Here is a 17,253-nt window from a genome sequence, read left to right on the forward strand (position 1 = left end):
AAGTTTAGTTCAACCCATCAGGTAAGTAGAAATCAAAAGGGGCATTTCTATCGCTTCCCATTATTCCGTTTCTGTCTACCTTCAATTCAGCTACTTGTATCGACGAACGACGATAGATATAAGGCAACACACCAGCTTCATCCAGCTTTCCGGTCTCGTCGCCCCAGCCTCCCTCTTTCTCCCATCCCGGATGGGTGAAATAAAAGACATACGCCTTATCTCCGGTCACCACCACTCCCGGATGACTGGCACGGACATTGTCATCTTTGCGCTCCCCTCTGCTTCCCAATATAACGCTTTGCTTCTCCCACTTCTCAGCATCCTTTGAGCGGTACACTCCAAAGCCATTCCACTGGTCTATCAGCATCCAGTAATATTCTTTATAATAGAACACAAAAGGCGCTTCGTGAGGAACATCACCAATCGTAATGCCCGGTACGTTCGTCCAATGATACAAATCGTCGCTTACAGCTTCCACCGTATAGCCTATACGCGAATTCTTATACCACATCCCCCATTTTCCATCCGGTTTCTTATAAACCGTGGCATCCAGTAACGGGTCTGCATCGGCCAAAGGTATCAATCCGCAGAAGTCCCAGTTCCACAAATTACGACTTGAATAATGAGCTATCTTGCCTATCCCCGACCATGACTCGTGCACTCCCCGGATATAGGTGACAAACAAATGGTATACTCCTTTATCATACACTACATGAGGAGCCCAAAACGTATTTCTTCCGCGCTCGAATTCAAGATCCAATGCACCTACATAATTCCAGTTCTTTCCGTGATCCGTGCTGACTGCCACGCCGATCCTGGTTCCATAACACCAATTGGTTCCTTGCGTAGGGACATTAGCCCGCCGGTTGGTGTAGAACATATACCATGCCTTCTCCTGTTCGTTATATATCACCATCGGATCTGCTGCCCCGTCATGAATGGGATCTCTGAACAAAGGGGCTTTAGCGACTCTCATCTCTTCTTTAGCCGCTGATTGAGCTTTCAGATCCATATCAGTCCCCAATATCAGACCACCTACTACTATGAGTAGTAACAATAATCGTTTCATCTATATAGCGTTTTTATAATTCCTTATTGGTTCTGAAAGAGGTTGCGGGCAATCCCTCTTTATTATAGAGATTAACTGCCGGATTGGAGTCCCACGCATGCCGCGCTGATAAAGGCTTCTTCACTGCATCGCTCCAAACCAGCACATCATTACCCTCGATAACCGCCTTTGCCGGAACATACTTACCATCCTCACCCGCAACTTCAAATGTGCGTAAATCTTTGCCGTCTTTACTCATCAGACCGCTTCCCGTACTTTTAAACTTCAAGCGTATCTTGTTTCCTTCTATCCGGAATGAATCATAAACCGGACCTTGGAAGACACCCACACTATCTTTGTAAACCATCTCTTTGGCACGCAGATAAAGGCGCTCGCCTACAGGTTTCTTGTTATTCGGATGGATATCATAAGGATCGCCTACATCTATGGAAACAGCCATCCCGACATTAGGCAATTGCAAAGATTCTGCCTGCGCCTCCCGGAAATACTGGCAACTGCCTCCGCTGATATTAGGCAATTGTACAAGCAGGAACGGAAGATAGCCTTGTTCGAAACGTATGCGCCAATCGGTAATCATAGTTGGCTGCAACTGTTTATACAACTCCGGCTGACCGGAATTCCCTTCACCCTGATACCATAGAAAACCACGGATACCATAAGGCAGCAGAGGGGCAATCTTTGTATTATACATACAAGTGATATTATTGGAGTAACCCCTTCCCACCGGAAGCTTCGGCTCTATCTCACCATTGTACTTCCATTGTCCTTTCAAAGAAATGCGTACCTGGTTATCAGCAGAATGTAAATACGGATCACTAGCCTCATCACCCAAACGTCCATTTCCCCATTCGGACAACAGCCGTACGGCAATCACATTCTTACCCTTTCTGAGCAGTTTGGCAGGAACACGGTAACTTCTCACACCATCCCATCTTTCACGCCCTACTTCCACTCCGTTGAAGTAAGTGACGTCTCCCGTCATAACTTTCCCTAAATGCAGAATCAAGTCTTCACCCAGTGCCTCCTTCGAAAGTGTGACTTCTTTTCTTAGCCAAAGCAGTTGATAACCGCCCAAACCTACACGCGGAGGATATACCGGATAAGCCTCCTCTTTCCATGCCTTGTCATTAAAAGAAAGTTTATGAGCACCTTGTTTCAGCCCCACTTGTGTAGTCTGAACAATCTTCTCACGTTCTCTATCCTTCTCAACTCCCAACTGGTGGAGAGCTGCCCAATCTTCATCACTCTTATAAATCTCTTCAATCACCCGGTTCTTAAAAGCGGGAATCGTATAAAGCATTTCCGCACTAATCCATGCTTCGCAGATAGTACCGCTCCAGGAGGTATGAATGATCCCTACCGGTACTTTCTTATCCAAATGCAGAGCACGTGCAAAGAAATAGGCTACTGCCGAAAATCCCTTCACCGTCTCCGGGGTACATACCTTCCACTCTCCACCCGTCAAATCAGCATGAGGAGTTCTGCTTACAACTTCGGGAGTACAGAACTCACGGATATCCGCATAATTGGCATCCTTAATCACTTCATCGGCAGACAAGACAGCACCAACCCTGTAATTCATATTCGACTGCCCCGATGCCAGCCATACCTCGCCAATCATTACATTCTTGAACACCTCCTTCTGTCCACCGCAACTCACACTCAATGTATAAGGACCTCCTGCCGGCAGTGGTTCCATCTTAACCAACCATTTACCTGTATCATCAGCAACAGTTTCATATTCTTTTTCACTCATGCTGATTCGGACTGTTGCTCCGGAATCGGCCCACCCCCAGACCGGTGCATATATCCCCTGCTGAAGCACCATATTATCTGAAAAGATACGTGCTACGCGCATAGAATTGCTTTGGCTGTACGCCTTCGGGCAGACCAGTAACATCCACACGATGGAAAAGAATAAAGCTGAGCTTACACGTTTGTATACCATAATTCTATTTTTATTTATTTTACCTATCTTATCTTTAAAAGAAGTATTCGAAGAGGCACATCCTTTTACCTTAGTTCATTGACTGTACTTCCCGACTTATACAAATCCCATACTGAGACGCTTCGTTGTTCCAACAAGGAGAAACTTTTGTTTCAACAGGGTGGAACTATAGTTTCTTCATGATGAAACCTTTGTTTCTCCTTGTTGAAACTAAAGTTCTTCCCTGTTGAAACTGAGTGAGACTCTTACTCCTGATTCACTCCATACTAAAAGCCTCTTCGAATACCACTATTTCCAACCGGGATTCTGAACAAGTTTGGGATTTTTATAGATCTCCGACTGTGGAATCGGATAGAAATACATCTTGTCATCCCAAATACGATCCGCAGTCACACTATATTCGAAAGAATACTTGTCACCAGCCTTACTGATAGAAACACGCTTGATTTTCGTTGTCTCCTCCCCTATCTTCCATCTGCGGATATCCCAGAAGCGATGATCCTCAAAAGCTAATTCAGCCATCCTTTCTTTACGCAAAGCCTGGCGGAACTCCTTTTTCGAAGATACATCCTCAGAAGTCAGTGCAGCAATCCCCAAACCACTTCTGCCACGTACCATGTTGATCGCGTCACGGGCTGAAAGATTTAACTCATCCGTAACCCCTTCCGGACCATAAGCTTCATTCATAGCTTCCGCATAAATCAGCAGTATCTCAGCATATCTGAACAAAGGCATGGAATGCTTAGCTGTAGTAGTGCTATTGGCAGTCAGGCTTACACTGATATTCACGAACTTACTCAGATAGTATCCCGTTTTGGTTGCACCTTCCTGCGGAAGGCCGTTAAGGCCGTTCGGAAGTACGTCAACTTGTTTGCCATAAGCCGTTTTCCCGCCATGATAGAGTACGGTATATGCCAATCGGGGGTCTCTGTTGGCATAAGGTTCCGATTCATTCATCTCCTGCCCTTCCTTCATATCGTATGCATCAACCAGATTCTGAGTAGGACAATTGCCACTCTTTCCACCCTCCAGGCCGATTGGGAAATTCAATTTCTCCAGTTCGTTGGTATCACCAATTCTTTTAATCAGAATCATTTCCGGTTCTTTATAATTATCGGCACCCAGCAGTCTGTCAAATGACACTAAAGACAAATTCCAACTTCCGGCGGCATCTATAATCTTCTTGGCAGCTTTAGCTGTTTCTATCCATTTTGCAGGGTTAGTCTCGGCATCCGGATTATTCAACGGGCTTGCAGCATATAATAAAGTTCTCGCTTTCAATGCCAATGCAAAGATTTTAGATACACGTCCGGTTTCATTATCATAGTCTGCATTGTAGACTGCCGGCAACCTTCCATCCTCGGTAACCTCGTCACACTCTCTCACGATAAAATCAACAATAGTTTGGTAATCAACCGGAACTTGATTGTTTGCTTCTTCCTCTGTCAGGACTTTCGTTATCAACGGAATCCGGTTATAGCGCTTTACTAACTCAAAATAGTAATATGCACGCAGAGCCTTAACTTCCCATTCCAGATTTCGGTATTTACGCATCATCTTGGCATAGTCTTTCTTAAACTCAAACTCTTTCCAGTCCTTGCCCGTACCATTTTCCAGGTAGTCATTGCAAGCCCGGATGGCTTTATAGTAATGCCCCCATTTATCATCTACAGTACGTATTGCACTCCAGCTTCCGTCATAAAAGCGGTGAATAGTTGAAGTGGGCCATACATACTCCGCTTCATCACAAGCTGCCGAACGCAAAGCACCGTCTACATCATTTAAGGCACCCGGAAGATAGGCATAGATGCCGGTCACAAAGTCTGTATTGGACCAAGTGGTATTGAAGAGTTTATTCTGATCGTAATCTGAATTCTCATTGTAATCCAGAAAGTCGCTGCATGAGGAGAGCAACATCACCAGAACTCCTGCTAAAAATATATGCTTTTTCATAATCTATATCTTTTTAGTTACATTAAAAACCAACTGAGAAACCAACCTGAATAGATGCCGGAATAGGATGAGAAATACCCATTGCTTCAGGATCGCACACATCTACGTGATCGAACAGAATGAAGTCGGAAGCCCTGACATAAAGCTTTGCCGATTGCAAAGGTGTTGAGGCCAATGCCTTTTTAGAGAACTTATAGTAAAGCTCGGCATGACGCAATTTCAAGAAAGATTTATTGGTCAGCCACAATGTATTGTCATTAAAGTTATTGGCATTCGTTCCTTGTGACAGTCTCGGAAACTTGGCGTTCGGTGTCTCAGGTGTCCAACGGTTATTGTAATAATATTCAGAGATAGAAGTATTGCCCGTCAAGGGACGGAACAAACTTGCCGTAGATGCAATAGCGGAATAGTTCCCGGTTCCCTGTATCAAAGCATCGATACCAATTCCTTTATATTCCACTCCAAGATTAACAGAGTAATAAATCTCAGGTATCTGGCTACTATAACCGATAGCTTTCTTGTCGAACTCATCAATAATTTTATCACCGTTCAAGTCTTTGAACTTGATATCTCCCGGCTTCACCGTGGACATATTCTGCTTCGGACTGTTGGCTATGTCCTGTTCATCCTTAAAGAAACCGATTGCCTCATAACCGAAAATCTGTCCAACAGGTCTTCCCGTAGCTTTCATCCATTCGTAAGGGGCATATTCTTCACCCATTTCTATGATCTTGTTACGGTTGAAAGTAAAATTAGCACCTGCGTTGAAACGGAAATCTTTTAATTCCTTATGATAATTCGCTCCGATTTCAATCCCTTTATTCTCTACCTTTCCGATATTCTGATAGGCATTAGTAGCACCCAGCACAGCAGAGATATCACCAGGGGTTACCAGCATATCCGTTCTCTTTTCCTTGAACAGTTCTACTGTTAAATCAACTGACTTTACAAAAGACATATCTAAACCCAGATTTGCCTTAGCAACTTTCTCATACAGCATATCCGTCGTTGGCAATCTACCTTCTCCCAATCCACTGGCACCATTGTATTCACCGCCCAGAATATAGCCATTAGCCCAACCATACTTACGATTCCACATCAAAGCCTCAGGCATAATATCCGTACCGGTAAGCCCCCAGGAAGCGCGCACCTTTAAAAGATCCAGGAAAGCAACATCTTTCAGGAAGTTTTCATTAGAAACGATCCAGGCAGCCGAGACAGCCGGAAAATTTCCGAAACGCTGAGAAGGAGCCAGTAAATTAGAGCCATTACGCGAAAAGGCCAAGTCGGCTACGTATTTATCAGCATATACATAATGTACATGTCCCAGCATATTGATACGGTTACGGGTATTGTGCTGTCCGTTCAAGATAGTCTGCTCTCTTGAAGCCGCAAGAGTCACATTCAGTTTATGGTCGTCCCAGGTATTAGCATAATTTACTCTTCCCCATAAGTTAAAGCGGCTCCACTGGTTACCTAAAGAAGAACTGAACGAAGCGGCAGTACTCTCTCCCTTCAATGTATAATCTTCGGAAGATGAGGGATTGGAAACATTAGGCACTGCATAGGCATAGTTCATACCATAGTTATCCCAATACTCACAAAAGTTATCATAGGCAATACGCGCATCAACCGAAAGTCCTTTTAAGAACATACCAAGGTCTTGCCTGATGGCCATATCAGCAAACAAAAGCCGTTGATGACTCCTCGCATATCCTTTGGCTGCTACTTCAGCTACCGGGTTCCGGGTCCACACGTTGCTTCCACCCCAGTCACCATAAGGAGTCTTAACGGGAAAAGCCGCCGCCGGAGTATTATACAGCATTGACATCAGATCTCCGGTCAAAGGGTTCGGCCTGTTATGTTCGGACAACATACCACTCATCTTGAATGATAACAAGGTGGATTTAGTCAGATCTACATCTACATTGGTTCTTATGCTCAACTTCGAATACTTAAGTTGGGAGGAATACTCATCAACAATATTCTCCGGCTTAATGAAACCTTTGTAGGAGAGATAATCCACAGAAGAGAAGTATCTGACAATTTTTCCGCCACCACTCAATGTTACGAAAACATTATCCGTAGAACCTGATTTGCTCAAAACTTCATCCATCCAGTTCACATTACCATAGTGAGGATCATTATTCTTAATTCCATCCAATTGTGTCTGATCGTACATCGGACTCAAACCGTCATTCTTCATCGCTTCATTCATTGCCAATGCATAGGTATAACCATCTGCAAACTTCGGCAAGCGATTCAGCATATTAAAATGATGTTCATAATTCACACTGACATCAATCTTCTTCTTAGAACCGGTCTTGGTCGTAACCAACATGACTCCATTAGCACCACGCAAACCATATAAAGCCGTAGCTGCCGCATCCTTTAATATCTGAACGCTCTCTATTTCTTCTTTTGTAATCATGCTCAGATCTCTTTCAAAGCCATCTATCAGCACCAGAATAGAATTATCACGTGTGGAATTCAAACCGCGAATCATCGTAGTCGGTACACTTTCCCATACAGTACCGCCATTCTGCAATACAGTAAGTCCCAATCCCTTACCATACAATGCGTTCAGAGGATTGGTCGCCGCACTTTTCATGATCTCTTCTCCCGTAACTTCCGATATTGCAGCAGAAGACTCTTTTGCCTTCACCGTTACGCCATAGCCCAAATTCAGAAGTCTTTCCCCTTTAGCAACAATAGCGCTATCTTGTTGTGCATATGCGCTTAGACAAGAGAACATCAATGCACACGATAATTTATATATATTTCTCATAATCTTTTACTTCTTTAATTGTGATTTACAAGTAGCATATTACCATCCGGGATTCTGAGTTAAATATCCCTTGTTCATCTCTACAAATGGGAAGGGAGACAAATACCATTTCGGAGTGAAGAAAATGGTTCCATCCTCACCATCCTGAATAAATCTCTTCTTAATAGAAAATTTCTCATAAGAATAAGTACTATTATCTCCACGGCGTATACGGATTCCGTGCAATATCTTACGGAAGTCTTTTGCCTGTTTCCATCTGATCATATCATAGTAGCGCACTTCCTCAACACCAAACTCTCTGGCACGCTCGTCCAGAATTTCTTTACGCATCTCATCCTGAGTAAGCCCCGACTTCAACCCCGGCAGTCTGACACGTGCGCGTACATAGTTTACGTACTGATAGGCATCGCTCGTACGTCCCACTTCATTCAGGGCTTCCGCATAGCTCAGATAGATTTCAGGTAAACGCAAATAGGGCCATTGGTCTTGTTTACCCGCCATGTGTTCTTTATCCAAAATGTATTTGTAAACGGCAAAGCCTGTAAATGCCGCACCATCACTGGCAAGGTCATTGGCAGGACCCTCACGTCCACCAATCCATAACTCTGCCACATGGTCCATACCGAATTCCGCATTATTCACCAGGCAGTTTTCGTACAACCGGGGATCTCTGTTCGCAAACGGGTCTTCTGCTATGTAATGGTCTTTACTTTGTCTATCCCAGAAAGAAGCATCGAATGGAGTACCATCTGCATATGGAAAGAGATTCACATACTCCAGTGTAGGGGTCATTGCGCCATACGAACCGTAAGACTGCAAATAGTAACAATCCGCATCCCAGTACCAAGAAACCGTGGCACGGGCACGCGTATCGATCAGCAGCTCACCATTCGCCCTTCTATAATATGCATCCTGATAAGCCTGGCGGGGATTAGATGGATTCTGAACTAAATCCCAGGGATTTCCTTCCTGCTGATTACGTGTCATAAACAGGTCACAGGCATCTACCACATCATCCCACAAAGACATATCTTTACCACCGAACCAGACATGCTGTTCAGCAACTGACGGAGCAGAGGATGCTTCCGGATGATAAGGTTCGCTATCATTGAACAAAGGACTTGCACCAAACAACAAGATCCTAATCTTCAGACCAAGGGCAGCAGCTGCTGTAAAGCGTCCGGCCCATTGTTCTTGTTCACCGGATTGTAAGGCCCAGGGCAATACTGCATAGGCCTGGTCACACAAATCTGTTATAAAGTTCATCGTTTCACGAGCGGTAGCACGTGGTAATTTAAAATCGTCATTCGGATCGAAAGCCTTGGTTACTAACGGAAGGCCTCCATAATTGCGGAACATATCAGCATAATGGCAAGCGATAATCATTTTTGCCTCTCCTTTTAAACGTTCTTTCTCACTATCGTCAATATTAGGAGTCTGACCGATATTCTCAATAAATAACCAGGCTTTACGAATCCCGGTCCACTGTTCCTCACCGTTAGAATAAGAATAAACGGCAGCCGAATAATCAGAGGTAGCATTGAACTGACCGGAATAGTACAGGCTACTTACGCCGTCCCAACTCAAACCACTGGTGAAACAATCTGTCAAGGCATCCACAGCCCCCATATTCATTCTATTTCCCTTCGCACTCCAGTTCAAAGGACGTCCATAATAAAGTGAAGTATAGGCGTTCCATAAGAATGCACGGGCATAATTAGCATCATTAAACACCACATCTTTATCCACATCCACGCTCGGCGCCTTTTCCAGAAAAGCATCTCCTACCTTGAATTCATCCGCACAAGATACCAGTGCAGCGAATAATATAAGGATTAATCCATTAAATATCTTTTTCATGTCAGTCATAGTTTTAGAAGCTTACATTTAAACCAAAATTAATCACACGCATTACCGGATATTGCGGTACGCCACTGGACATAGATTCCGGATCTGATATTTTCAGCTTATCAAATGTCAGCAGATTATAACCGGTCATAAATACACGCATCTTTTCCATCCCTATCTTTGGCATAAACGGGAGGCGGAAGTTATAACCGATTTCAATGTTCTTCAAACGCAGGTAACTTGCATCCTTCACCCACAACTCGGAATCCCGATAGTTATTCTTCACACCGTCAATCGTGGCACGTGGCAATTTAGCCGTAGCTGCCGTTTCCGGAGTCCAACGATCAGTAAATTGATGACTCATCAGAGATCTGTCGTAAGTTTCTCCAAGAGGTTTACGGAAAGTTTCTTCCAGAACACGGGATGTTTTTGTAGCTCCTACCCACAGCATACTAAAGTCAAAACCTTTATATTCAAAACCTAAAGTAAGACCGGCGTTCAGTAATGGATAACTGGGATATCCTATAGCCGTTTTATCATTATCATCAATCTTACCATCATGATTTAGATCCTCATACACTACATCTCCTTCTTTCAGGACATAGCTATGATCCGCCACATCTTCCATACCTTCGTAGTAGAACCCCCGGACTTTTAACCCAAAAGGTTGCCCCACAGGATGACCTGTTTTCAAAGTATATGTATATTCAGAAGGAACTTCATCCTGATAAACGATCTTGTTCTTCGCATAAGAAACATTCAAGTTGGTCCAATAACGAAAACTATTGATTTTATGATTCCATTTTAAGTTCAGCTCAACACCTTTGTTGGAAACAATACCCAAATTCAAAACAGGTAAGCTCATTGCATGAATAATCGGATCGGTAGATGCCTTCGCCAAAATATCCGTGCGTTTTTCATAGAAGTAATCGATACTACCACTCAGCTTCTGATTAAACAAAGAAAAGTCAATACCATAATTCTGCTTGGCAGATTTCTCCCAACTCAATCCGGAGTTACCGAAACTCTTTTCGTAAGCACCCGGAGACCAACTTGTACCCGTACCAAATTGATAACCGCTTCCTATAAAGTAACTGTTAGGCAAATACAAGAACCTATCCATAAAACCGGTTCCATACGGATGGTATCTATCATTACCTACAATACCATAAGAAGCACGTATCTTCAAGAAATTAACTACTGGATTATCTTTCAGAAATTCTTCCTGAGTAAGTACCCATCCCCCGGAAACTGCCGGGAAGAAACCATAACGATTGCCTGGAGCAAAGTTCTCAGAACCATTATAACCCACATTGCCTTCAATCAGGTATTTATTATCATAATCATACGTGACACGACCTACCAAACCAACATACCCTCTTGGAATACCGGGGTAATCACTGTCAGGATAATAGGTTTTGCTTTGGTTATAAAGGGCCAATGCAGAAAGATGATGCAGACCAAAATCACGTTTCCAGTCAAAACTGGCCTCAGCATACCAGTCACGCGACTTACCAAAACTTTCGGCATAGCTGATCAGACCGGCTTCACCGTCCTGAATATACACAACTTCATTGGGATCGGAACCTGCCGGATGCTCCATCCATGTTACATCTTTCCTATACCACGGCTGATAACTCTCTATAGAAGTAGCACGCTCTTTGGTGTGATCATATCCGCTATTGTAGGCTACCTTTATCTTAAACTGCAATCCTTTGGTGACGAAATCCAGTTTTTGTGTTAGAGCCAAGTCCAGATTGACAACATTGGTCGTCTTAGAACCGTAACCACGTCCATAAATATTCCCCAAACCGTCAGACAATCCTACCGGCAGATATTGGCTATTACCCTTGATCCATTTCCCATCAACAATGCCAGGACCGGAGAAAGGTGTAGCCCAATAAATTCTGCGGAACAACTGATTTATATCATCACCCGAACGGGGAAAGTTTCTTTTCTCCACGCGACCTCCCATATTGATAGCCACAAGTGTTGTTTTTGTAAAATCAATATCCAGGTTTGCACGGTAGTTATAACGGTTGAAATTGAAGTTAGCATCGTAACGGGTATCATGGTTTTTAAAGAAACCTTTCTGATCCAGCATACCCATCGAAATGAAGTATCGAACCCTCTCCGTACCTCCCGATATATTCACATTACCCTGAGTCTGAGGCGCCGACGACTTAAACAACAGCTCCATCCAGTCCGTATCCGGATATATGATAGGATTAGAATGTGTACGGAAAGCCTCTACTGCTTCAGGAGTAAACTTGGGATCTTTGCCATCATTCGTATAAGCTTCATTCAAAAATGTGGCATAATCATAGCTATTCACAAATTCCGGCATCCGCGTCGGAGTCTGGATACCATAAGAAAAAGAAGCGTTAATCTTAGCTTTACCCTCTTTTCCTCGTTTAGTAGTAACAATGATTACACCATTAGCGCCACGTACACCGAATACAGCCGTTGAAGAAGCATCTTTCAAAATCGTAATATTTTCCACTTCATTAGGATCAATCTGGAAAAAGCTGCGCTCTACCCCATCAACCAGATATAGAGGCTTAGCATTCATTGTGTTCAACGTACTGATACCGCGAATAAAAACATCCGGGTCATCGCCACCGGGCTGTCCTGATGACTGTATGGAAGAAACTCCCGAAAGGACACCTGACAACATATTACCAATACTCGCCGTAGGTACTTTCAACAATTCATCTGTATTCACAGAACTAATAGAACCGGTCAAAGTTACTTTCTTCTGAGCGCCATAGGCCACTACTTGAACTTCCTCTAATAATGTATTAGAAGATTTCAATACAATATCAAAAGTTCCTTTACCTTTCATCGGGATTTCCTGAGTTTCCATGCCTACAAAAGACACCACTAACACTCCATTCAAATCATCAGCCCGAAAAGAAAAATGCCCGTCAATATCCGTAATAGTTCCTAATGTAGTTCCCTTAACAAGGACTCCTGCTCCAATCACCGGTTCACCTGTATCATCTTTCACCACCCCCGAAACTGTTGCAGTTTGGGCGAAAGTAGCAGCAGTCGAACAAATACATAATAATCCTACTATTAGTTTCCGGACCAACCAGAATGTAACAGTCTGATTCATCTTTTCTAAATGCTTTTCATGTCCCATACTCTTACTATTAAATTAAAATTAAAAAGGTTACTATTTACATTTGTTGCAACAGCACAAAAGTGAATAAAAAATAAGTGACTACTGTCGTGAATTCATTCATTCAAGTCGAAAATTCCTTCACCATACACTTTATGCAACGATTGAACGATCTCTTAGACTTTATTGACTGATTTTTCTACCTGTTTATTTTATATTTGTTTCTACCCTTAAAAACCGGCATAATTACTCATTTTTTATATATGATATTTAGTTTAATTTGGTATTTTTGCGAATACCACACAATATTATGAATATATGGAAAACATTCAGAAAGTATCTTTGCTATTTATACTCTCCCTGCTAATATCGTCCTTCCAGAACATACAGGGAAAGGAACATAAGATTGAATTCAAAAGTCTCCCTCCTTATATTAATATCCCTACCGATGTTCAACAGATCTATCAGGACAGGGATGGTTTTATCTGGTTTGCAACCCGCAACGGGGTATGCCGCTTCGATGGTTACGAACTTGAAATCATCAAGTCGAACCTCTATACTCCCGGAGCCTTATCCAGCAATGACATTCTTGCCATACAAGAAGACTACCAGCACCGATTATGGATAGGTACCAGCTATGGTTTAAACATGCTTGACAAGAAAAGCGGAAAGATTCAAAAAGAATTTGGGGCTCTGAACAACGAGCGAGTCCAGTCTATACTGATAACTAAAGATAATACAATTTGGTTAGGCACCGGTAGTTCTCTATATAAAAGCAACAATGATCCCGGGCAGTCCAATACATCTGTAAGTTTCACCAAAGTCAGATCCATGGATGTGAAATCTCTTGTAGAAGCCCCCAATAACCAAATATGGATAGGAACCTGGAGTGATGGGCTATATCGCTATATTACCGCTACAGACAGCTTAGTATCCTACCCTGCTATTAATCCTTTGAATTCCGCTTACTTTCTATTCCAGGATAGCAAAGAACAAATCTGGATCGGGACTTGGGGATATGGCTTATACAAGCTTCATCATCCATATGATCAGGAAAAAGCTTATTTTGAGAAGTTCGCACATGAAGAAGGCAACAACAATAGTTTAATACATAATTTAATTTACTCCATCTCCGAAGATTCGAGTACCGGGAACCTATGGATAGGAACCCTGGAAGGTTTAAGTTGCTTTAACGGAAAGGATTTTCTCAACTACACACCAAATATTCCTTCCAATGGGTTGCCATACAATGAAATTATTAGTATTTTCAGAGACCGAACCGGAACAATGTGGCTAGGATTTCTTGGCGGAAGAGTTTACTGGGTACGACCACAAAATTTGCAATTCAACCTTCACCAACTTTCCCATGCATCTGTCGGAACAGCCTGTAGCAATATCCAAGGCCTGACAGTATACAAAAACGATCTGTGGATTGGATTAGAGAAACATAGTTTCATTATTCACGACCGCACCACAAACTCTAATAGTAAAAGAGAAAAAGCATTTAATCCTTCCATACTTCAATCAGAATATACTTATTATTCCTTTTTAAAACCTCGACACAAAGATGAACTATGGTTGGGTAGTTATGGTAATGGGGTCTACATATATCACCCTGAAGAGAGTGGCAAGCCGCTATCAAATATGCGTTCACCTGAAATTCCTCATTTTCCAAACTTTATATATTGTATGTTTGAGGACAATCGGCAAAATGTATATTTAGGCTCCACCACAGGATTAAGTATCCTGACGAAAGAAGGGAAATTCTATCACTACAACAATTTACTTTCTCCTCAAGGGCAATACTCACATAGTGTATATTCCATCGCCCAGGACAGTCTCAACAATATCTGGATAGGAACAGATCATAGCGGTATATTTCGCATAAATCCAACTCAAGACCTCAGTAATTGCACATTCAGTTCTTACTCTATCAATAATAACAAAATAAATTCCAATGAAATACAATGCATATTTGTGAATAAAGAAGGAAATATCCTCGCAGGAACAGATGGAGGAGGATTGAATTTATATGATCCTCATCTGGATTCTTTTATTTCAATCCATACCCAATATAATATTCCGGGAGACATGATATGCAGCATCTTGGAAGACAAGCAACAAAATCTATGGATGGGAAGTAATGTCGGATTAATTAAATTAAATCTGAAAGATTCTATTGCCGAAAGCAAATGCCGTCTCTATACCACTTCAGACGGTTTACAAGACAATAAATTTGCACGGGGAGCGGCATGCCAAGCAGAAGACGGAGAAATGTTCTTTGGAGGTCCCCAGGGATATAATTCCTTTTATCCGGAAAAGTTAACGGCTGATGAGTTACAGCCAGACATATTCATAACTGATATACAGGTACAAAACAAATCGGTGAAAGACCTCCCAGCTAAAGATAAATTAAACATAATGTCTGATCTGGCACCCGGATATGCTCAGACCCTTCACTTAAATTACAAACAAAATGATTTTACCTGTAAACTATCTGTTTTGAATTTTTACAATCCGGAGAAAAATGAATATGCTTATAGATTGGATGGTTTAGACCATACATGGCAATACACCACTGACAGAAGCAACATTATCTCTTATAGCAATCTGGAAAGCGGAACCTATACGCTATATATAAAAGGGACGAATGGGAATGGAAAATGGAGTAAAGTAGAAAAAGCATTAACCATCATCATTACCCCTCCCTGGTGGAATAGTATGTGGGCTTATATAGCCTATGCTATCTTCTTAATAGCAGTTATTGCCTATACCATACATTTTATCAGGAAAAGAATAAGACTAAAAAATACACTCCGCATAAAAGAAGTAGAGCAAAGGAAACAAGAAGAACTGAACCGTGCCAAACTACAATTCTTTACCAATATCACGCACGAGCTTCTTACTCCGCTGACTATTATTTCAGTCACATTGAATGAGATAAAAAGTATCGCTCCTCAAATAAGCGATTATTATTCTATTATGGACAATAATATCAATCGCTTAAAACGATTGCTGCAACAAATTCTGGAATTCAGAAAAGCAGAATCGGGCAACCTGAAACTTAAAGTATCTCAAGGCAATATTGCTTCCTTCATCCGAAAAAGCGTCGATAGTTTTCTGCCTCTGCTCAGGAATAAGAAAATGCAACTCGACATGTCAATCGAACAAGAAGAAATCATCGGATACTTCGACCCTGACAAAGTCGACAAGATTCTCTATAATCTTTTATCCAATGCTTTCAAATATAACAGAGAAGGGAAAACAATACGCGTCAATGTGTCTTATGGCTCTTCAAAAAGAGAAATTATTATATCTGTTAGCGACAACGGAGAAGGGATCTCCAAAGAGAATCTTTCTAAACTGTTTAATCGCTTTTATGAAGGAGATTATCGCAAGTATCATACTACAGGACATGGAATAGGTCTGTCTTTAACCAAAGAACTTGCAGTGTTACATCATGGTAAAATTGAAGTTGAAAGCCAGATCAATGAGGGAACGACATTTCGTGTCACCCTGCCCATTATTGAAGAGGAGTTTACTGAAGAAGAAATAGACAGAAGTATTCTTCCCTTACCCGAAACGGTATCAGATTCCCTCTCTGTGATATCTTCTCTGAACAAAGAAGAAACCATAGAAATCACAGAAAAAATTGATAAGAAAAAGCTGCTATTAGTAGAAGACAATGAAGAGTTATTAAAAGTCATGGCCGATTCATTGTCCCGTGAATACCACATCATCAAAGCCACCAATGGTAAAGAAGCCATTGAACAATTAGAAAAAACAAAAGATATCGTAGTAGTCATATCGGATGTGATGATGCCTGTCATGAATGGTATCGAACTTTGTCATTATATGAAGAAGCAAGATGAATGGCTACATATTCCAATCATCCTGCTGACGGCTAAAAGCAGTGAGTCAGATATCATTGAAGGATATGAAGCCGGGGCAGACGATTACATAACCAAACCGTTTCAACTGACATTGCTACTGGTTAAGATAAAGAGCCTGCTTAAAAACAAAGAAAACCTACTCAAAAATTATTCCAATATCATTGCTTTTGAAATGCAAAAGCCCAATATAGACTCCGCGGACAAGGAGTTCTTACAACAAGCTATCAATTGTGTATATGAGCACTTGGATGACATCAAATTCGATCAACAAGCATTTGCAGATGCTATGCGAGTGAGCAAATCAACTTTATACAGAAAGTTAAAGAGCCTGTCGAATGAAGGTCCCTCTGTTTTCATTTCTGATATACGCTTACAAACAGCTTATAAGATTCTTTCTGATAACCCCAGTATGCGTATTTCCGATTTGGCTTATACTGTAGGATATAATGATCCTAAATATTTTAGCAGTTGCTTCAAAAAGAAGTTCAAAGTATTGCCCAGAGATATATCACAAGAATGATGCTATTCAGGCAATGTAACAGGGAATATATCACTATCTCTGTGTTCCCGCTTAATAATCTCTTTCATCTGCTTCACAATATCAGGATGGGCAGCTGACAATTATTAGTG

The 17,253-nt window shown here is 41.9% G+C and carries 7 protein-coding genes; 1 reads left to right on the forward strand and 6 read right to left on the reverse strand.

All coding sequences use genetic code 11. The annotated features are described in order from the left end of the window. Nucleotides 1-4: 4 nt before the first annotated feature. The 6 genes from BACCELL_RS06500 to BACCELL_RS06525 form a co-directional block, all read right to left on the reverse strand. Nucleotides 5-1,069, reverse strand: a complete 1,065-nt coding sequence (locus BACCELL_RS06500; RefSeq protein ID WP_007210842.1) for a glycoside hydrolase family protein — start codon at nucleotides 1,067-1,069, stop codon at nucleotides 5-7. Nucleotides 1,070-1,082: 13 nt separating this feature from the next. Next, nucleotides 1,083-3,017 carry a sialate O-acetylesterase gene (locus tag BACCELL_RS06505; protein WP_007216911.1) on the reverse strand — a complete coding sequence of 645 codons (1,935 nt, stop codon included), beginning with the start codon at nucleotides 3,015-3,017 and terminating at the stop codon, nucleotides 1,083-1,085. Between the two features lie 288 nt (nucleotides 3,018-3,305). Continuing rightward, complete coding sequence (locus BACCELL_RS06510) at nucleotides 3,306-4,970, reverse strand: RagB/SusD family nutrient uptake outer membrane protein (RefSeq protein ID WP_007210845.1); 1,665 nt, start codon at nucleotides 4,968-4,970, stop codon at nucleotides 3,306-3,308. Nucleotides 4,971-4,992: 22 nt separating this feature from the next. Next, nucleotides 4,993-7,758, reverse strand: coding sequence for a SusC/RagA family TonB-linked outer membrane protein (locus BACCELL_RS06515; RefSeq protein ID WP_029426088.1), 2,766 nt, complete (start codon nucleotides 7,756-7,758; stop codon nucleotides 4,993-4,995). Nucleotides 7,759-7,797: 39 nt separating this feature from the next. Then, nucleotides 7,798-9,618, reverse strand: a complete 1,821-nt coding sequence (locus BACCELL_RS06520) for a RagB/SusD family nutrient uptake outer membrane protein (protein WP_026366601.1) — start codon at nucleotides 9,616-9,618, stop codon at nucleotides 7,798-7,800. A 13-nt stretch (nucleotides 9,619-9,631) separates the two neighbouring features. Then, nucleotides 9,632-12,751, reverse strand: coding sequence for a SusC/RagA family TonB-linked outer membrane protein (locus BACCELL_RS06525; protein ID WP_007210848.1), 3,120 nt, complete (start codon nucleotides 12,749-12,751; stop codon nucleotides 9,632-9,634). 297 nt (nucleotides 12,752-13,048) lie between these two features. Here BACCELL_RS06525 and BACCELL_RS06530 point away from each other — a divergent pair, with 297 nt between their 5' ends. Beyond that, entirely contained in the window at nucleotides 13,049-17,143 is a 4,095-nt protein-coding gene (locus BACCELL_RS06530; RefSeq protein ID WP_007210849.1) for a hybrid sensor histidine kinase/response regulator transcription factor, read from the forward strand. Nucleotides 17,144-17,253 lie beyond the last annotated feature (110 nt).

Source organism: Bacteroides cellulosilyticus DSM 14838, assembly GCF_000158035.1.
Classification (GTDB): Bacteria; Bacteroidota; Bacteroidia; order Bacteroidales; family Bacteroidaceae; genus Bacteroides; species Bacteroides cellulosilyticus.